This window comes from Caballeronia udeis (assembly GCF_044909315.1).
GTDB lineage: Bacteria > Pseudomonadota > Gammaproteobacteria > Burkholderiales > Burkholderiaceae > Caballeronia > Caballeronia udeis_A.
Genome location: NZ_JBIYEB010000002.1, coordinates 148,710 through 167,922 on the forward strand (window position 1 = coordinate 148,710; position 19,213 = coordinate 167,922).

At 62.1% G+C, this 19,213-nt stretch carries 13 protein-coding genes; 2 read left to right on the forward strand and 11 right to left on the reverse strand.

The genetic code is table 11. The annotated features are described in order from the left end of the window. Window positions 1-30: 30 nt before the first annotated feature. From ABH944_RS03475 to ABH944_RS03490, 4 genes are all read right to left on the reverse strand, one after another. Window positions 31-1,656 carry a methyl-accepting chemotaxis protein gene (locus ABH944_RS03475; protein ID WP_404604564.1) on the reverse strand — a complete coding sequence of 542 codons (1,626 nt, stop codon included), beginning with the start codon at window positions 1,654-1,656 and terminating at the stop codon, window positions 31-33. 568 nt (window positions 1,657-2,224) lie between these two features. Next, window positions 2,225-3,502, reverse strand: coding sequence for a type II toxin-antitoxin system HipA family toxin (locus ABH944_RS03480; protein WP_404604563.1), 1,278 nt, complete (start codon window positions 3,500-3,502; stop codon window positions 2,225-2,227). Then, window positions 3,499-3,771: a helix-turn-helix domain-containing protein gene (locus tag ABH944_RS03485; RefSeq protein ID WP_062083854.1), complete on the reverse strand. Its 273-nt coding sequence runs from the start codon at window positions 3,769-3,771 to the stop codon at window positions 3,499-3,501. Before ABH944_RS03485 ends, ABH944_RS03480 begins: the two co-directional genes overlap by 4 nt. Before the next feature lie 241 nt (window positions 3,772-4,012). Next, entirely contained in the window at window positions 4,013-6,391 is a 2,379-nt protein-coding gene (locus ABH944_RS03490; RefSeq protein ID WP_404604562.1) for an AsmA family protein, read from the reverse strand. A 201-nt stretch (window positions 6,392-6,592) separates the two neighbouring features. Here ABH944_RS03490 and ABH944_RS03495 point away from each other — a divergent pair, with 201 nt between their 5' ends. Beyond that, window positions 6,593-7,273: an ABC transporter ATP-binding protein gene (locus tag ABH944_RS03495; protein ID WP_404604722.1), complete on the forward strand. Its 681-nt coding sequence runs from the start codon at window positions 6,593-6,595 to the stop codon at window positions 7,271-7,273. Next, complete coding sequence (locus tag ABH944_RS03500; RefSeq protein ID WP_404604561.1) at window positions 7,270-8,082, forward strand: ABC transporter permease; 813 nt, start codon at window positions 7,270-7,272, stop codon at window positions 8,080-8,082. Before ABH944_RS03495 ends, ABH944_RS03500 begins: the two co-directional genes overlap by 4 nt. Window positions 8,083-8,122: 40 nt before the next feature. Here the strand turns inward: ABH944_RS03500 and ABH944_RS03505 are convergent, their stop codons facing one another. The 7 genes from ABH944_RS03505 to ABH944_RS03535 all read right to left on the reverse strand — a co-directional run bounded on the left by ABH944_RS03505 (window position 8,123) and on the right by ABH944_RS03535 (window position 19,128). Then, window positions 8,123-10,063 (reverse strand): hybrid sensor histidine kinase/response regulator, encoded by a 1,941-nt coding sequence (locus tag ABH944_RS03505; RefSeq protein WP_404604560.1) that lies wholly within the window; start codon window positions 10,061-10,063, stop codon window positions 8,123-8,125. Window positions 10,064-10,199: 136 nt separating this feature from the next. Then, entirely contained in the window at window positions 10,200-10,664 is a 465-nt protein-coding gene (locus ABH944_RS03510; RefSeq protein WP_404604559.1) for a response regulator, read from the reverse strand. A 71-nt stretch (window positions 10,665-10,735) separates the two neighbouring features. Next, the gene (locus tag ABH944_RS03515; protein ID WP_404604558.1) at window positions 10,736-13,237 is read right to left on the reverse strand and encodes an ATP-binding protein; all 2,502 of its coding nucleotides are present in this window, start codon (window positions 13,235-13,237) and stop codon (window positions 10,736-10,738) included. Further along, window positions 13,234-13,833 carry a biliverdin-producing heme oxygenase gene (locus ABH944_RS03520; protein WP_404604557.1) on the reverse strand — a complete coding sequence of 200 codons (600 nt, stop codon included), beginning with the start codon at window positions 13,831-13,833 and terminating at the stop codon, window positions 13,234-13,236. Before ABH944_RS03520 ends, ABH944_RS03515 begins: the two co-directional genes overlap by 4 nt. 613 nt (window positions 13,834-14,446) lie before the next feature. Beyond that, complete coding sequence (gene ligD, locus ABH944_RS03525; RefSeq protein WP_404604556.1) at window positions 14,447-17,347, reverse strand: DNA ligase D; 2,901 nt, start codon at window positions 17,345-17,347, stop codon at window positions 14,447-14,449. A gap of 66 nt (window positions 17,348-17,413) precedes the next feature. Then, window positions 17,414-18,331: a non-homologous end joining protein Ku gene (ku, locus tag ABH944_RS03530; RefSeq protein ID WP_404604555.1), complete on the reverse strand. Its 918-nt coding sequence runs from the start codon at window positions 18,329-18,331 to the stop codon at window positions 17,414-17,416. A gap of 212 nt (window positions 18,332-18,543) precedes the next feature. Then, window positions 18,544-19,128, reverse strand: coding sequence for a DUF6013 family protein (locus ABH944_RS03535; RefSeq protein WP_404604554.1), 585 nt, complete (start codon window positions 19,126-19,128; stop codon window positions 18,544-18,546). Window positions 19,129-19,213: the final 85 nt, after the last annotated feature.

The window sequence follows — 19,213 nt, forward strand, 5'->3', positions numbered from 1 at the left end:
CGGACGAAAAATCGGCAAGCGCGCGGGTCATCACGTCGCCACCTTGAAGCGTGACACCCCGGTGCGCAGTCCGTTGGCGGTGTGCGTGAGATCGTCGATCGCTTGCGTCGACTGGCGCAGCGACTCGGCCGTCTGCTGCGCGGCTTCGGACAATTGGGCGAGCGCCTGCGTGATCTGGTCAGCGCCGGTCGCCTGCGTCTGCATGCCTTCATTGACCATCACGAAACGCGGTGCGAGCGTCTGCACCTGCTGGATGATCTGCGACAGTTGCCCTCCGACCTGCTGCACGTCCGTCATGCCGCGGCGGACTTCCTCGGAGAACTTGTCCATGCCCATCACGCCCGCGGCAACCGCCGACTGGATCTCCTTCACCATCTGTTCGATATCGAAAGTGGCGACGGCTGTCTGGTCTGCGAGACGGCGGATCTCGGTCGCCACCACCGCGAAACCGCGCCCATATTCGCCAGCCTTTTCCGCCTCGATCGCCGCATTGAGCGACAGCAGGTTGGTCTGGTCGGCGACCTTCGTAATGGTGGCCACCACCTGGTTGATGTTGCTCGCGCGCTCGTTGAGGATCGCGAGCTTGCCGTTCACCGAGCCGGCCGCTTCCATCACGAGCCGCATGGTGTCTTCCATCCGCGTGAGGCCCACTTGGCCGGTACCGGCCAGCAGCGCCGACTGTTCGGCCACGTTCGACACTTCGTTCATCGTGCGCACGAGATCGCGCGACGTGGCAAAAATCTCCCGCGACGTGGCCCCGATCTCGGTCGTCGTCGCGGCGGTTTCGCTGGCGGTCGCTTGTTGCTCCCGAGCGGTCGCGGCGATTTCCGCCACCGATGTGGTGACCTGCACCGCCGACTTCTGAGCCTGACCGACCAGGCCCGTCAGCTCATCCGTCATGCGGTTGAACCCGGCCCCCAGTGCGCCGAACTCGTCTCCGCGCTCCAGTTGCAGGCGCTGCGACAGGTCGCCGGTGCGCATTGCATCGACCACTTCCACCAGCCGCTGCATTGGCACGGCGATCGCCCTGAGCAGCAGGAAGCCGGCCCATGCCGCCACCAGAATGGTCACCACGACGACCACCAGCAACGTGATTTCAGCCTGGCGGACGGAATCGCGAATGCTCTTCGACGAGGCCGTCTGCTGGTCGTTGTTGTGCTCGACAAGCGCCCGCACCACGGTCCGGCCGGTTTCCCAGACAGGCGTGAGTTGAGTATTGAAGGCCGCTGCGGCAGCCGCCTTCGACCCCGGCAAATCGGCCAGGATCTGCTCCGCGATCGGAGCATAAAGGGAGCGCTGCTGCTTGAAATCGTTGAAGAGGCGGCGGTCGGTGTCTTCAAACACCGTGGCCGCGTACTGGTCGAGCAGCTTGTCGAGCGAGTCACGGGTTTCCGCGATGCGCTGCGCGTCGCGGCGGATCTGGTCCGGATCGTTATCGATAAAAATAAGCCGCTGGACCACCGTGTAGTTTTCGAACCACGCCGAGCGGATCGTCGTCGCGAGATAGACGCCCGGCGACGAATCCTCCTCCTGGCTGCGCGCATCACGATCGATCGCGCCAAGCAGGATGTATGAACAGGCGGCCATGACCAGCATCAGCGCGAGAATCACACCGAAGCTCACAAGAATCCGGTTTCGAATGGTTAACTGCTTCACGCATGAACCTTTTCAGTAGGGTTGGGCGCAAGCGCCGGCCGCGGGCGCACGGCACCCATCTCAAAAAAGGGGTGCGGCGCAATTTTAAGACGGAAAACGAAACGACTTGCGGATAAATACAGGCCTTTGTCCGACAGGCGCTAGCCGAATGACGTCACCCGCCAAAGTTGTGCACAGAAATTGGGGACCACCCTGTTGACAACCTTCTGACAAACCCCGGAACGCATTGAATGGAAACGGTTTTCAGGCTCTGCTTCAAAGCATTCGGGCCAAGCGGATCGAATCGTTTCCGGCAGCGAAGTTGTGCACACAAACTGTTGAAGGCCCTGTGGACAAGCGTGAGGTTATCTTCTTAAACCTTTGATAAATAAGCGTAGTTCGGGATCGATCCGTTTTGAACCACGCGACAGCGGCTGCTGACGGCATATTGCCGCCCGCGCAACGGCTGGCGAGTTATCCCCACTAATTGTGGGCAGGCTTGTTGATAAGCCCGGGGCTCGACGCTTAAGTCACTGATGCAGCACGATTTAAACTCCGTGACTCAAAAGCGTCTTGCACACGCCGATATTCACGGAAGACGGAACGCCGGCCGCTTCGCCCGCGCGACGGGGATCGCGCCGGTCCGGCGGATCACCTCTTGAATACGCGTGAGCAGATCGTCGGCTTTATATCGATCGTCCTGGCTCAGCCGTTCAGCAACGGTGTCGAATGCCTGGTCGATACGCAGCAGGATCGCTTGCGCCTCAGCGCGTTTCAGGCCCAGGCGCTCGCCGTACGCAATGAGCTGCCCGGGCACAGGGAAAACCTTCGACTTGTTCAGGTTCAACGCCATCTTGCCGTCGAGCAACGGATAGACGCCCGTGCAGACGACATCGTAGATGGGCGAGAGCCGGCGTGGTCCGGTGGGATCGGTATAGATAATGCCGATGTTCTTCATGTGCGCGTCGCCATCGCGAAGAAAACACGACAGCGCGACACGCTCGAACAGGCGGATAGATTGCGCACGGAAATCGGCGCCGGTGTAGACCTCCACTGCCCGGCCGATCATCTCGTAACTGCCGCGGTATTTGTCGTTGCCGGTCAGCACGCTCATGTCTTCGAAACCGAGCGGCGTGCCGTCCGGCGCACGATCGAAACGCGCCATCACGAACAGCAGGCCGTCATTGGAGAGCCAGAAATCCGGCACGTCGAAGCCCGCCTCGCGCGCCACCGACATGCACAGGAATTCGTTGCGGGCAATCCCCGCATAGTCATCGCCTTCAGCCTTCACGATCACCGTGGTCAGCGGCAAGGTCGCGTGGGCATCGAGCGTTGCGACGCCGGCGGGAACCTCGGGCGCGAGCGGCACCACCGTCTTTGGCTGCACGCCTGAAATGCCCGAGCCCAGCGCATATTTGCTCACCAGCCGCTCGAACAATTGTCCCGAAGGCGAGGACAGCAGCTCGTCCAGCCGCTCGCCCTCGCCTTCGGGCACTGTCTGGCCATGCAGCGCATAGGTGAGCCTGCCGATCTGGTTTCGCCCGGCGAGGAACAGCAGGAACATGTCGCTGGGGGTACCGAACCGCGCCAGCCGTTCTTCGATGATGTACCGCAGGTAACCTTCCGGCCGGTTCATTGCGAATACGTTCATCAGCGCGCCGCTGCTGTAGCTCTTGCGGCGCACGGGCATGGTCAGCGACACAGCAGCGTCCGGCTCGACCTCACCATAATTGAAGACGAACGTGCTCTCCTTCGCCAGCAAGCCGGCCATGCCTTGCGGCGTATGGACGTCGAGCCGGCGGATTTTGTCGAAGAGCTGTTCCAGGTCGAACGGCTGCGCAGGCTTGAGCGATGACGGCGTGCTCATTCGTCCTCCCTGAAGAAGAAGTCCAGATCTTCGAAGACCACGGTGTCTTTAGGACGCAGCGTGAAGTCGTAGCCAAGCGCGTTGGCGATCCGGCAGAGCTCATGAAGGCCCACGTTCTGCCCGCCTTCCGCATTGGTGATTGTGCGCCGGGACACGCCAGCTCGATCAGCCAGCGTCTGCTGACTCATGCGACGCTCGCGCCGCAGCGAACGGAGTTCCGCTGCCACACGCTCGAAATTGCTGATGGGGTCCGTATATTTGCGCGTCATGATACGCAATTATAGGATATTTCCCCTGTTTACGCACTATTATGCGCACTTACATCCACTGAATTCTCATTCGATATTGCGCATTATTCTACGCAATATTATATTTTTATGCATAAATGCGCGTCAAGATGCGCAAATTGAAATCTGGAAATCGCCGATACCGGCCATCCAAAGGCACGAAGCCCCGCTTCGCGGGGCTTCGTGCAAACACGCCGGTAGTTGGCAATCGCAGCGCCGGTTATCAGCTTCCGCGATAAAGCGCCGCGCTAGCCGGCGCAGGCGCCGCCGGCCGGGCCGCGCCACCCTTGCCGCTACCGGACGATGCAGCCGCCGGATTCGCCACGCCCTGTTCCATATACGCGGGTGCGCCCTTCGCTTTCTCCTTCTGCCCCGGCGGCGGTGCGGACGGCGCAGCACGCATGTCGGCAAGCATTTGCGTGCACGGCAGCGGCTTGTTGTTACTCGGCGCGATCAACGGGATCAGCGCGGCAAACGGGTTGAGCAGACCGAGCCCGACCGCCGCCGCGCCGCGCGCCGCCAGCGCGCCGGCGTTTACGCCTACATGGGGATCCTTGAACGTCCCCTTCACGTACAGCGGCGAGCGCAGCGAGAACACCCGGAAACCCTTCGTGTGCGGATGAATGTTCAGGTCCATCTCCTCGGTCTTCAGATTGACCGTGCCGTCCATGTTGATCACGGCGTCGTCGGTATCCAGGGCGAACACGCGCGATTCCAGCACGCCATTGGTCGCAACAAAATCCGCCGCGGCACAGTTGATCTTCACATCGTGTTTGCCGAAGAGCTTTTCATAGACCGCGTTCGCCACGTTCAGCCCCGCCGCTTCCATGTACAACCGGCTGACCGTGCCGTCGGTGATCAGCGTCTTGACCTCGCCGTTCATGGTGCCGGCGAGCGCAGCGGGCGAATTGCCCGTCGCCGATAACGCCGCGTCCCCGTTCACTTCACCCAGCGCCGACTGCATGGTCTTGACGGTCGGCAGCAACTCCTTGAGCTTCAGATGCCGCGCCGAGGTGGAAAAGCGGCCCTGGAGCGGCTCCTTACTGCCATCGAGATGGATATCCGACGACAGCGTCCCACCCGCTACGCCAAATGCCAGCGGTTCAAACGACAGCACGCCGTCCGTCATCACGACGTGCGTATGGAGGTCGGTGATCGGAAGCGCCGGGTCCTTGATGATCTTGCGGCCGGTGAACTTCACGTCGGCATCGATCGTCTTCCATCGATCCGTCTTGAACTCCTCGGTCGGCAGCGCTTTCGACGACGGCTGTTTCGCCGTGTCGCCGCGCTTCGCCTTGCTCGCGTTCGAGTCCGCCCCGATGATCGGTGCGAGATCGGAAAACTGCAGCAGGTTCGACACCAGTTCGCCCGACAGCTGGGGCCGCGGCTTGCTTCCCGTGAACGTCAGCGAGCCGTTCAGGTCGCTGCCGCCCACGCGCCCGGTGAAGTTCTCGTACTTGAAGACGTTGTCGTCAGCCCGGAACTGGCCGACGAGCCGCCCTTCCGTTGCATAGGGCGGTGTCGCCGGCAGCGGCACGCCGACGATCGGATACAAATGCTCCAGGCTCACACCCTGCAGCCACAGCCTCAAGTCGAGCGCGGCAAGATGGGCCGGATCCGTCACGGTCCCCACAAACGCAATATGCGTGTCTCCGATACGAACATCCGCCTGCACAGGGAACGGGCGCATGGCGTCCCGCAGCGCGAGCACGCTGCCGACCTTGCCGTCGCCGGACACCGCCACGCTGTTGTATTTGCCCTTCGCCGACCAGCCGATGCCATAAGACTGCACGGACGGCTTCGGTCCTTCCTTCGTGGCAATGCTGGTGTTCGCCGGGACGCTTGCCGGGTTTGGCGCGCTCGCATTCACAGCGGCAGCGGCCGACGCGGCGGATGCGGCCGCTGCCTCGGATGCCGTAGCTTCACCGACTTGCTGGTTCAGCTTGGCCGCGCCGCTCTTGCCGACCATCTGGGCCGACGATTTCTGCGACGCAGCTTCCTGCTCCTTCATGACATCGCCGATAGGAATCACCTGGCCGAGCGTATTCACCACCACCTGCATGTCCGCTTTCGTGATCTCGTCCGCGTAAGCGATATTGCCTTTGTCCAGCGCGATGTCATGCAGTTGAAGGTTCCAGGTTGACGGTCCGGTCGACTGCTTGAACTTGAACGTCCAGTTATCGCGATTGTCCTTGAGGCGTTCCAGATCGATCGAGGGATTCACCAGGTTGATCGATGGAATCACAATGTCGTGCGCGAGCAGCGGCAGGATCTCGACCTGGAAATCGATCTCGTCCAGGGTCGCGAAATATTTCTGTTTGGTCCAGTCGGGATTCGCGACCGTGATTTTTTCCGCCGAAAAACGCGGCCACGGGACCCAGCGGCGCCAGCCGGTTTCACCCGGCGGGCGTTGCCAGCCGATCTTCAGGTCGCCGGTAATCTGGAATTGCCGCCCGATTGCCTGCGAGACTTTATCGTCGACCCAGGGACGGGCCCGGTTCCAGTCGAACGTCAGGAACACGATCACCAGCACGGTGATCAGGATGATCAGAACTGCGACGATCCACGCGGCTGTTGTTCTGATTTTCCGGGCCAGCGCCATAGCAGCTCCATTGATTTTTCTTGAAAAAACGCACAGCACATCCCGTGCCCGGCGATGATACCGGTCCCGCCGGGCCCGACGCCTGAAAAGCCCGATCGGAACGCGCCCACTCCGGGTATCGGATACCTGATCCAAGGCTCGCTTAAGGAACCGTGATTTATGATTGCGCTCCGAGATCATTTCCCCAAGCATGTCTTCGCCATGTCCACGCCAGCCGACACGCCCCTGATTCGCGCGACAGCGCTCACCCGCCGCGATCCCGTGCGCGACCTGGTCTTGCTGCATCCCACCACGTTCAGCTTGTCCGGCGGCCAGCGCGCGGTAGTCACCGGCCCGTCGGGCTCGGGCAAGAGCGTGTTCCTGCGTGCGCTTGCGCAGCTCGATCCTGTCGACGACGGTGTGATCCAGTGGCGCGGAAAAACCATCGCGCGGGCGGCTATTCCAGCGTACCGACGGCGGGTGGCTTACATTGCGCAACGCCCGGCCATGCTCGATGGCAGCGTGGAAGACAACCTGCGTTATCCGTTTTCGCTGAAGGTTTATCGCGACGTGCGCTTTGATCGCGAGCGGGTCGTCATACTGGCGCGCCGGGCAGGCCGCCAAGCCGATTTCCTCGATAAACGCGCGAGCGAACTATCGGGCGGCGAAGCGCAAATTGCCGCGCTGATACGCGTGCTGCAAGTGGACCCCGACGTGCTGCTCCTCGATGAACCGACTGCATCGCTCGATCCGGCTTCCGCGCTGGAAATAGAAGCGCTCGTCGGTGCCTGGTTCGACGATCGACAGGGTGAACGCGCCAGCATCTGGGTGTCGCATGATCCTGCGCAGGCGCAACGCGTGGGCGAGCGCCAGCTCGTGATGACCGCAGGGACATTGTCATGAGCGGCTATCAGAACCTCAGCCTGCTCGACATTGCGATCGCGGCGGCGCTGATCGTGGTGAACGGGGTGTTGTCGGTTGCGCTGAAGCTCGACCTGGAGCGCAAGCTGGTATGGGCAGCGGTGCGCACGGTCGTGCAACTCCTCGCGATCGGGTACGTGCTCGGCTGGGTCTTCCAGTTTTCACGCTGGTACGTCGTATTGCCGTTGATGGCGTTGATGACGCTGATAGCGGGACTGTCGGCATCGAATCGCGGAAGGCGCACGTATGTTGGACAGCGCGTGGACAGCGTCGTGTCGATCTGGGTGAGTTCGTGGCTGGTGGCCGCGGTGGGACTGTTCGTCGTGATCCGGATTCATCCGTGGTATGAGCCGCAATACGCCATCCCTATTCTCGGGATGATCCTCGGCAACACGTTGACGGGCGTGTCGCTGGGCATCGAGCGGATGACGGAGGAACTGACAGCGGGACGCGGCGCGGTGGAGATGTCGCTCGCGCTCGGTGCGACGCGGTGGGAAGCCGCACAAGGGCCGGCGCGTCAGGCGGTACGCGCAGGCATGATCCCGACATTGAACCAGATGACCGTAGTGGGACTGGTGAGCCTGCCAGGCATGATGACCGGTCAGGTGCTGGCTGGACAATCGCCGCTGCAGGCGGTGCGTTATCAGATCGTCATCATGTTTTTTATCGCCGCGTCATCGGCCCTCGGAACGGTGGGCGCCGTATTGCTGACCTACCGGCGGCTGTTCTCGCCGGAACACCGGTTCATGGCGGCGAAGCTGGTGGAGCGGGAAAAGCCGAAGCGCGGGTGAAAAAACGCGCAAGACGCAAGGCCCGGCGAGAGCCGGCGAACTACGTGCCGCCCGGCCGCCGCGCCAAAGCGTGAATCAGTGACTCCAGGCGGGCGAAGTCGACCGGCTTGGTGAGGTGATCCAAAAACCCGGCTTCGCGGCATCGGCGGATGTCTTCGTCCATGCCGTAGCCGGTGATCGCAACCGATGGTTTTCCGGGCTGCAACCCGGTCCACGCACGGGCGACCTCGAGCCCGCTGCCGTCGGGCAGGCCGATATCGCTGACCAGCAGATCGAAGGTTTCGCTCCCGGCCAAGGCAAGCGCCTCGGCGACCGTAGTGGCCACGCCGACCTGATGTCCGAGCACCTCCAGCACCTGCGCCATGGCTGACGACGTGTATTCGTTGTCTTCGACGAGCAGCACCTTCAGCGACCGCACGATCTCATCCGGGTCCTTTGCCGCGAGAGGCGACGTTTCGTCCTCGGCCCCTGACTTGACGAGCGGCAGTGTCAGCGTGAATCGCGCGCCTTTGTCGCGCCCATCGCTCTGGGCAGTCAGCGTCCCGCCATGCTTCAACGCAAGCGTACTGGCAATAGCCAGGCCCAGCCCCAACCCGCCGAACGCACGGGTGATCGAATCATCAGCTTGCTCGAAGGCCGAAAAAATTCGCGGCAACGCTTCCGCGCTGATCCCGATACCGCTGTCGGTTACCGAAATCGCAATGGTCGACGCATCGGGATTCCACATCCGCACCGCGATACGCCCGCCTGCCGGCGTGAACTTCACCGCGTTTTTCATCAGGTTCCACACGATCTGCTGCAAGCGCGCGGCATCGCCGAAAACCAGCGTGGATGTAGCGCCCAGGGTCGTTTCCAGCGTCAGGCCCTTGCCGCGCAGATCGGACTCCGACATATCGAGCGCGCTCGACATCAGCGTCTCCAGCACCACATTCGCAAAGTTCAGCGACAGCTTGCCGCGCGCGATGCTGGTCAGGTCGAGCAGATCGTCGATCAAGCGCGCTTCGAGTTCCACGTTGCGCCGTATCAGCTCGAGCGTCGCCTGCGCGTCGGCGGGCAGCGCGTGGCGAATCTCCAGCAAACGCACGGCGGCGACAATAGGCGTCAGCGGCGTGCGCAATTCGTGCGACAGCACCGCCAGGAAGTGATCCTTCGCCCGGTTTGCAGTCTCCGCCTGCTCCTTCGCCACGCGCAGGGCGTCGGCGGCCATGTGCTCTTCGGTGACGTCGCGGATGATCTTCGAATAGCCGATCAGTTCGCCGTTATCGGCACGAATCGCCGTCGTCACGCCCGAGGCGAAAAACGAGCGTCCGTCCTTGCGCCACAGCCACCGGTCGTCGCTCGCACTGCCCTCGGCCTGGGCCGTTTCGAGTTCGCGGGCGAATACGCAGGTGTCGCGATCTTCCTGGCCGTAGAACACTTCGGCGGACTGCCCGACCACGTCGTACGCCGCGAACCCGAGAATCCGTTCCGACGCCGCATTCCACGTCCGTATGCGGCCTTCCTGATCGAGCGTGATGACGGCGTAGTCCTTGAGCGCATCCACCAGCAAGCGAAAGTGCGTTTCCGTCTCCCGCAGCGCGCGTTCGACCGCTATCCGCTGCTGACGCTCGGTGCTTTCGGTCAACGCGCGCCGCACGACCGCCGGCAGCCGTTGCAGGCGCTGTTTCAGGACGTAGTCGGTGGCGCCCCGCTTGAGCATATCGACTGCATGCTCTTCGCCCAGCACGCCGGAGACGAAGATGAACGGTGTATGCGGCACACGCTCGCGAGCGATCGCCAGCGCTTCGACGCCGGAGAACACCGGCATCACGAAGTCCGCGAGGATCACATCGAAGCTGGATGCTTCCAGCGCCGCTATGAAACCCTGCTCCGTGTAGACGATTTGCACGTCGACCTTATAGTCGGCGCGCTCCAACTGGGTCAAGGTCAGTTCCGCGTCGAGCGCGTTGTCTTCTACGAGAAGCAGATGCAAGGGCTGCATGGTCAGGGCACTCAGGCGAACCGGCGCACGCGATACTGCCGGGCGGGTCGCATCGGGCAAAACAACGAAAGGACCAGCGGGCCCAGGCCGCGAAGCCGGGCGCCGTGCAGGAGGAAGACGACAGTGTGCACCAGATTCATTCCGGCGCGGACTGACGGCGAACTCGCGTGGAACCGGGCGGCGGCTCGTTGAGCACCGCCCAGAACACGCCGAGATCGGCAATTGCCTGCACAAATTCATTAAATTCGACCGGCTTCACCACATAGGCGTTCACGCCGAGCGCGTAGCTGCGAATGAGATCCTGCTCCTCGCGCGACGACGTGAGCATGACAACCGGAATCGACTTCAGCGCCTCACTGGTGCGGATGGTTTCGAGCACCTCCATGCCATCTATTTTCGGCAGCTTCAAGTCGAGCAGGATGACCGCCGGATTGCCTGGATTGCGTACATTCCACTCGCCTTCGCAACGCAGGTAATCGATCGCTTCCTGGCCGTCGCGCGCCACAATCACTTCATTGGCAAGCTGGCTCTTGCCGAGCGCCACGAGCGTCAGTTCGAGATCGCTGGGATCGTCTTCGACAAGCAAAATGGGTTTCAGCATAGTCCGGGATGACGGGTTTGACGGGGTTGAACAAGCGCGATAGCGGGATCAATCAGTCAGGCATGGCACGTTCAACTCGACGATGACGACGGTCCTGGCTTGCGCCGCATGTCGGCAGTGTTCTGGGCACTGGCGGACTCGGCCCTGAACACCTTCGGCAGCGAAAAGTGAAACGCGGCGCCCTCGCCTTCGCGGCCTTCAGCCCACGTCCGGCCGTCATGCCGCTCGATGATCCGGCGTACGTTCGCCAAGCCAATGCCGGTGCCGTCGAACTCTTCCGCGCGATGCAGCCGCTGGAACACGCCGAACAATTTGTTCACATACTTCATATTGAAACCGACGCCATTGTCCCGCACGCTGACAATGTATTCATCGGCCGTCGAATTGACCGACAACTCGATTTTCGCCGATTCTCGTGTCCTCGTATATTTCACCGCATTCGAAAACAGATTGCGCAGCGCGATCTGCAGGAACGCCGGATCGCCCGTGACGCTCGGCAGTTCCGGTATGACCCATTCCACCTTTCGGCCCGCTGTCTCGGCACCAAATTCCTGCGCGACCGATCTCACCAGCTGGTTCAGGTCGACGCTCACCGGGCGCAATGCGGCACGGCCCATTTGTGAAAACGTGAGCAGGTCATCGACCAGCACGCCCGCAAAACGCGCCGACTCGAGCATGTTGTCGAGGAACCGCTTGCTGCGCTCGGACAGTTTCTCGCCTTCGCTTTCCCGCAGCAAATCCCCATACCCGGCAATATGGCGCAGCGGCGCGCGCAAGTCATGCGAAACGGAATACGAAAACGCCTCGAGCTCCTTGTTCGCGCGACGCAGTTCATCCGCGAGCTCCGCCAGTTCTTCCGCCCGGCGCAGCACGATGTTGAGCATGCCCAGCCGGAATTCGCCCGCAATTTCCACTTCCACCGGGTGCCATCGCAGCGACCGGTTGCGCACGGTTTCGAGCCACGGCGTGAAGTCCTTGCGCGGCAAGACACCACCGTCCTGGCTCGACACACGTTTGACCGGCTCCCCCGCCCACGTGATCGTGCGGGTTGTTTCGGGACGGAACCAGATGACGTAGTTGCGAAAAATCTGTGAGATCGGCACGGCCAGGATGCCGCTCGCGGTGTCGGTGTGACGCGACGCACGCGGCCACGCTTGCGACAACGCGTCGGTCGCGTAGACACCCGACGTGATCGACGCGAGCCACTGCGCGAGCGCGAGCACAGTCTCCTGGTCCGGCGTGAAACCCACCAGCGTGGCCTTGCCGTCCACCACGATCGCGGCACCGGTCGATCCGGTGAAACACAGCAAATCGTCAGGCGCCGACTCAAGAGCGGAGAGGTAGTCGTCCTGCTCGGCAAGCGTGCCCATGAGCTTCGACATCGTGCGTCGAAGGCCCAGCAGATAGGCCGTCTCCGCACGCTCCTCCTTCGCCTCGATCTGCAGCGACAGCAGTTGCCCAAGATGCTCGATCGCGACACGCACTTCGAACGGCACGAGACGCGCGTCGTGCTCGTGGCAGGAAATCAGGCCCCAGAGCTGCCCGTGCACGACCAGCGACACCGACATCGACGCATGCGTACCCATGTTGCGCATGTAATCGAGATGAATCGGCGAGAAGCTGCGCAGCGCGGCATACGTGAGGTCGGTCGGGCGGCCCGTCACAGGGTTCACAGGCGGCACGAGCCGCGCGGACTTCGCGTCCGCGTTGGCGACAAGCCGAACGCGCTGCTTCACGTATAACGCGCGCGCCTGCCGTGGGAGGTCGGAGGCGGGAAACAACTGGTGCAGGAACGACGCGTAGCCGTCATCGATGTGCTCCGCCAGCACCTGGCTGCGGCCCTCGTCGTCGAATTTGTAGAGCAGCACGCGGCCGAAACCGGTCATCGCGCGCACTTCGCGCACGGCAAGTTCCACGAGTCCGGTGAGGGTCGCCACGTCCTGCAGGCTGCGCGTGAAGGTGCGCACCAGCGGATACATCGATGCAAACACGTCTGCGGTCGGATGCCGCGCAACTTCGAGTTCGACGATCAGGTTGCCGTCGTGCCGGTGCATCGTGATGTCGAGTTCAGGACCGTCCGTTGCCATGGAAAGCCGGCCCTGAGCGGTTTCACGCGGACTGAAGAGCGGGTTGTCGATCGCGCCGACATAAAGCGGCGCTTCGTCGAGCATGGCCGTGGCAGCGGCATGGGCGATCTTTGCCGCAGCGGCCGCACCTGTCACCACGTCCACCGGTTCGCCCAGGAGTTGTTCCACCGGGATACCCACGAGCGCCGCGACATTTTCGCTGACCTGCAGGAGGGTGAAGGTGCTTGAGAGACACAACAGGTAACCGTGCGGCTGAATGCTGCCGGGAATGTGGATCGGCTCGGCGTCGCACGGCACATCCGCCGCTTCCGCTCCGTCCGCCGTGAGCGCCGAGGGTGCCACGGGTGCCGAGCCGGCCGGCGCTGCACCCGGTAGCGGTAGCACAGGCGTTGTTCCGCTCGGGCCTGAACCCGGCAGGCCGCCGAGATCGTTTTGTGTGCGCATGGCCGCCGTATCGGGCGGCAGCGGCTCGGGCCCGCTGCTCATGCCGTTGCCCCCGAGCTTGCGCGGACGTTGCCGAGCCAGTCGTGCAGCCCGTCGAACGTAGCTATCGCGGCGTCCACGGCCACACCGTACTGCCCGGGCGGCACGTTCGCGCTCGCGGTCTCACGGAACGTGTTCCACATGCTGCCCGTACGCAAGCCGTAGCCTTCAAAATAAGCGTTTCCATAACCGCTTTGCAGACCGAACAATATTGCGACGTGTGGCGCTATGAAGCGTCCCCCGAGTGTGGAACCCTCCATGACGTACATGGAACCGAACAAGCGGCCAATGCTGTCCATCGCAGGCAGCCGATCAATTTTTGTCACCGTGTTCGCGCGGTCTTTATCGCCGGTCAGGAGCGCCAGGTCCGAAGCCAGCAGCAACGCCTTGCGACGCTCTCCGAAGAATTCGCGCAGAGGCGCGGGCATGGCTGCCGCCACCGCGTCCTCCCACGGCGCAACGTATCCGTAAAAGCCCTCGAGCAAAGCCACGTAGTCCTCACGCGGCCATTCAGCGCGCATCAGGTCGAGTGCGTTTTCCAGCCGCGTGTGGCACTCGGCGGTTTCGGTTTTCAGACGGGACAGGAGATCGTATTGCATGATCCATCCGATAGGATTTTGCCGCGGGTTTGCCGCGATGTTGATCCGGATACCGAATGCCGGAACCCGTGCCGGACCCGGCGCACGGCGTGGTGGCAATTCGTGGTGGCTGTGGCATGGTCCGGCATCTCGCCCGGACCGGCGGGGACGTCGAGCGCTGCCGATTCGCTGTCCCGGACTCCACACCGGGTCGGCATCGATTACCGATGCACACGTCGGCACGCCCGCAAAAATGGTAGAAACAACTGCAGTGGAATCGATGAACGCCTTTCTCAGCTTGCCTCACACGCGATGCGTGCACGTTCTCCGATACCGCGCGCCCATTCTACGCAAGAGGCGCTTTGTTGACCACGGGCAGCAACCGCCGCTGTTGCATCACGGCTTGTGCGACTGAGGGGCCCGCGCACATACTGCCTCGTGCGGCTCGTCCCCTTCCTGTGAAGCGGGACGTTGACCGGTCTCATGCGACCGCGCCGCCGTCGCGTTTTTGCGACGCCCGATACCTGGCTTTCCACTCCTCGCCCGTCCGGTGCCGAATGTTGGTGGGCATCGTCGTGGGATGTCTTGCCTTGCTGCATCATTACAATCTCGTCGTACCGATATTTCCCTTCGTTCACTTGATATCGAGCCGCTTCTTCATTGACTCGGTGATGCGCTGCCGTGTCTTTGCGTACTGGCTCCATGGATCGGTCTTGAGTGCGTCCAGGCGTTCATGCAGATTGCCGATATTCCACTGATCGCCGCTTGTGGTGGCATCGAGTTCATCCCAGCCGATAGGTACCGACACCCCCATGCCCGGCCGCGCACGCAGCGAGAACGCGGCGACCGTGCTCGAGCCGCGGTTATTGCGCAAGTAGTCGACGAATATCTTGTTCCGGCGATTCTGCTTGCCCATCTTCGCCGAGAAATGCTTGGGCAGCGTGCTCGCCATATGTTGCGCCACCGCCTGCGAGAATCCCTTTACTTCGTCCCAACCGGCCTGCGGCGTAAGTGGTACGACCACATGCAAACCTTTGCCCCCGCTGGTCTTGCAGAACGATTCAAGGCCGAGTTCCGTCAGCAATTCACGCGTGAGACGTGCGGCCTCCTGCATCCGGTCCCAGCCGAGGCCGTCGCCCGGATCGAGATCGAAGACCATCCGGTCAGGTTTTTCGATTCTGGCCGCGAGCGCGTTCCACGTGTGCATCTCGATCGTGCCCATTTGTGCCGCGCCCACCAGCGCGCCGACGTTTTCTATCGTGATGAGCGCCGGGTGACCGGGGTCGATGCCCGGGTGCTGCTTGACGTTTGGAATGGTCAGTTTTTCGCTGTGCTTCTGGAAGAACAGCTCGCCGGTAATGTCCCCGGGCGCACGCACCAGCGACACGGGCCGGTCTTTCAGATGCGGCAGCATCCATGGCGCAACGGACTCGTAGTAGAGGGCGAGATCGAGCTTCCTGGTCCCCGCCAATGGATCGATCACACGATCGGGATGACTGATCTTCACGCCCGCGACAAGCTCGGTACCAGCGGGAGCGCGTTGGGCTTTTTTAGTGGCGGTCTTCGTTGCAGTCTTCTCGGAAGCCGGCTTGGATTTGCTGGCCGGTTTCGCTGCATCGGCAGTCTTCGCCGTGGTTTTTTTCGTCGCCGCTTTCACCGCGCGAGTCGCCTTCGCCGCGCTTTTGGCTGCTGTCTTCTTCGCGGGCTTCCGGCTTTTACCGTTGTCTTCGTCTGTATCGTCCAACACGGCCTCCTGCGTGGATTTCGGCACTTCCCTGACAATCTCACGCGCCGGCTTGTCATCCCTCAGGCTGACAAACGACGCCTGCCGCACAATCCGCTCCGACGTCCATTCAGCGAAATTGCACTCGGCAACGAGTTCCGGCTTGACCCAATGCACCGGCGTCCGGCTACGCTCCTTCGGCGCGCTGGCGAAGGGCATTGTCTTGACTTCGCGTGCATCGAGTTGCTTCTTGACGTCGCGCAGGGTCGGCGCGTCGAAGCCGCTTCCCACGCGCCCTGCGTACTGCAGTTTGCCGTGCGCGTCATATACCCCAAGCAATAACGCGCCGAACTGCCCCCGGCTGCCCGAAGGTTCCGAATATCCGCCGATCACAAACTCCTGCCTGCGCCGGCATTTCAGCTTGATCCATGCGCTGCTGCGTCCCGGCGTATAACCGCTGTCGCGCCGCTTGCCGATAATCCCCTCCAACGCCATGTCGCAAGCGCTTTTAAGCAGATCGTCGACGTTGAATTCGAAGTCCGCGGAGAAACGCAGCGCGTCGTCATCAACCGGTTCCAGCAGCGCCTTCAGGATCGCTCGCCGCTGCAGCAGCGGTACGCTGCGAAGGTCGTAACCGTTGAGGTAAGGGATATCGAAGAAATAGACCGCGATGTCTTGCGGACGATTGGCGTCGAACGCGTTCTGCAGTTTCTGGAAGTTCGGCAGGTCGTTGTCGTCAAGCACGACCGCCTCGCCGTCGAGCCACGCGGTATCCACATCAAGCTTGCCCAATGCCTTGACCTGACGGCTGAACTTGTCGGTCCAGTCGTGGCCGTTGCGCGTGAAGATCTGCGTGGATTTCTCTTTCGATGCGGCCTCGCGGTCGATGCGCATCAGGATCCGATAACCATCGAATTTTATTTCGTATGACCAATCATTGCTCGATGGCGCGGTATCCACGAGCGTCGCGAGTTGGGGCTTCATGGTGGCAGGAAGCCTGGCGCGTACCGCGTCCTGGATTGCAGGGTTGTGGCTAAGCGCACGCAGCGATTCGGCGCTCCGGTTCGCCACGATATCCGGACGCGGCCGCTCCGGGCTCTTGCCTTGATCCTTCACGGCGGGCCGCTTTGGCGATGGCGCGGTCTTCGTGGTCCTGCTCGTCCTGGCAGCGGTCTTGCGCTCGGTCCTTTCGCGTACTTCACCGCTCTTCGTGCGTGCGCCAAGTGAATCGCTCATCACGCTGCCGGGTTGCTTGAGCAGCACGTCATAGTCGGCTTCGTTGCGGGCTTCGTCGTCGCGTTCCTTGATCAGCAGCCATTGCTCCTTATCGCCATTGCCGCGCATGTTGCTGCGCACGAGCGTCCAGCCGCCCCGCAACTTTTCGCCGTGCAGGACAAACTTGAGCTTGCCCTTCGCATAGGTTTCGCGGGCCTCGTCGATACTCCCTGACTGCGGTTCCCACGTCCCGCGATCCCACACGATCACGCTGCCCGCACCGTAATTTCCCTCGGGAATATCGCCTTCGAACGAACCGTAGTCGATCGGATGATCTTCCACATGCACGGCCAGCCGTTTCACGGACGGATCGAGACTCGGCCCTTTCGGTACCGCCCAGGACTTCAGCGTACCGTCGAGTTCGAGACGAAAATCGTAATGAAGGCGTCGGGCATCGTGCTCCTGGATGACGAACGAAAGCGCGCTTGCCTGAGCCTTCTTCGACGCGCGCTTCGCCCTCGCCGCCGTCTGGCCGGATGGCTCGGGCGTCTGGTTGAAGCGCCTCATGCGCTGATAGGTTTCCAGTTTATCGGCCATCGGCGGATCGCTTTTCCTGGTGCGTGGGTCGTGTTTTAACGCCCGGCTCAACGCGTTACGACAACGTCAAGCACGCTTGCGGCGCGTTGCCGTCTTGCGCGCGGGTTTGGCCGCCGGCTCCGCGGCTTCGGTTTCAGACGGGTCATCGACGGCGCTATTGCTGCCTTTGGCGCCGTGTCTTGCGGGCTTGTCCTTCTTCAGACTGCGCTTCAACAATTCGGACAAGTCGAGAATCTCCGCCGACGCCTTGCGCGGCTCACCTTCTTCAACCTCCGACACCTCCTCGGTCTTTCCTGCCTTCACCTTCTTGTTGACGAGCGCCATGATGTCTTCGCGGAACGTATCGTGATAATCCTGCGGGTCCCATGTCTCGGTCATGTCGTCTATCAAGCGCTGCGCCATCTCCAGTTCTTTCGGCGATACCCCCGCCTTCTTCGAGCTCTCATCGGGGAACTTGAACTCGTCGAACTGACGCACTTCGTCCGCCCAGCGCAAGGTGTTGAGCGCCAGCGCCGGACCGACCGGAATCAACGCGGCCAGATGCTGCTTGTTGTGCAGCACGACGTTTGCTATGCCCACTTTCCCCGACGCCTTCAACGCATCGCGCAGCAACGCATACACCTTCTCGCCCTTGCGGTCGGGTGCGAGGTAATACGGGGTATCGAGGGAAAGAAACGAGATTTCGGGCGCTTCGACGAACGCGACGATGTCCACGGTCTGCGTCGATTCGGGATTCGCCGAGCGAATTTCGGCGTCGCTCATCACGACGTATTTGCCCTTCTCATACTCGAAACCCCGCACAATGTTCTCGCGCGTGACGTCCTTGCCCGTGTTCTTGTTGAATTGCTTATAGCCGATAGGGTCCATCGAGCGCTTGTCGAGCAGGTTAAAGCCGACCTTCTCCGACTGCGTCGCCGGATAAAGCTGCACGGGGACGTGGACCAGCCCGAAGCTGATCGCGCCTTTCCAGATCATGTGTGGCATCGCGAATGACCTTTGCCGGAGAGCCTCTCTGACGGCGTGACGGGATAAACGGCTAACACCGGTTAACACGCGCAGATAAACGCGTGGCCGCTATTACGTTGCAGAAAACGTGCCAGATGGGACAGGCGCGCGCCGACCAAGGCGGGGCGGCGGACTATCGCCGCCCCGCCCTCGAACACCGGTGCGAAACGTAAAACTCGCCGGACGAGACGTTACTTGCGGCTCGCGCTGATGGTGAGTTTGGTACCGTCGCTGAGCGTGACGCTCTTTTCGGCGCCGCCGGTGGGCATCGTGAAATGGACCAGTTGGCTGAAGAAGTTATCGGTGGGGCATTGAAGCTTCTTGCCGCCCACGGTGATGGCGGTGGCCGGTCGGGGCGCGTGGCCCTGGAAACTCAACTGGACGTCGGCGTCCCCGCTATTCGCGACCACCGCCGCGAAACGGATCTTCACCTGACGCACCGTCGTGCCGCTTGCATTGCGGATGGCGTCCACGTCCGGGCATGCATCCGGGACGTTCTGCGAACCGCCGGCAGGCTTGCTTTGCCACGAGAAGTCATCCGTCTGGCCTGAGCGGATCGTGCGCGTTTCCTGCGCACTGCCCCAGTTCTTCGACGCCATCTTCACCGTGTATTTGATCGGTCCGTCGTAGGCGACTTCCGACAGCACCTTGATGCTGGGTGTCGCATGAGCCACCGGTTCAACCACGCAAGCCAGCAGCGCCATCACGGCGCTTGCGGCAATCAGACGACCTTGCGCTGACCGGCCAACCTGAACAAAACCCGAACGATCGATCATGCGAAAACCCCTCCGTGTGCAGCCGTCACGCCGGGCATACAGCAACGGCGCCGGGGTGGCCTCGCCGCGCGTGTGGCGCGAACAG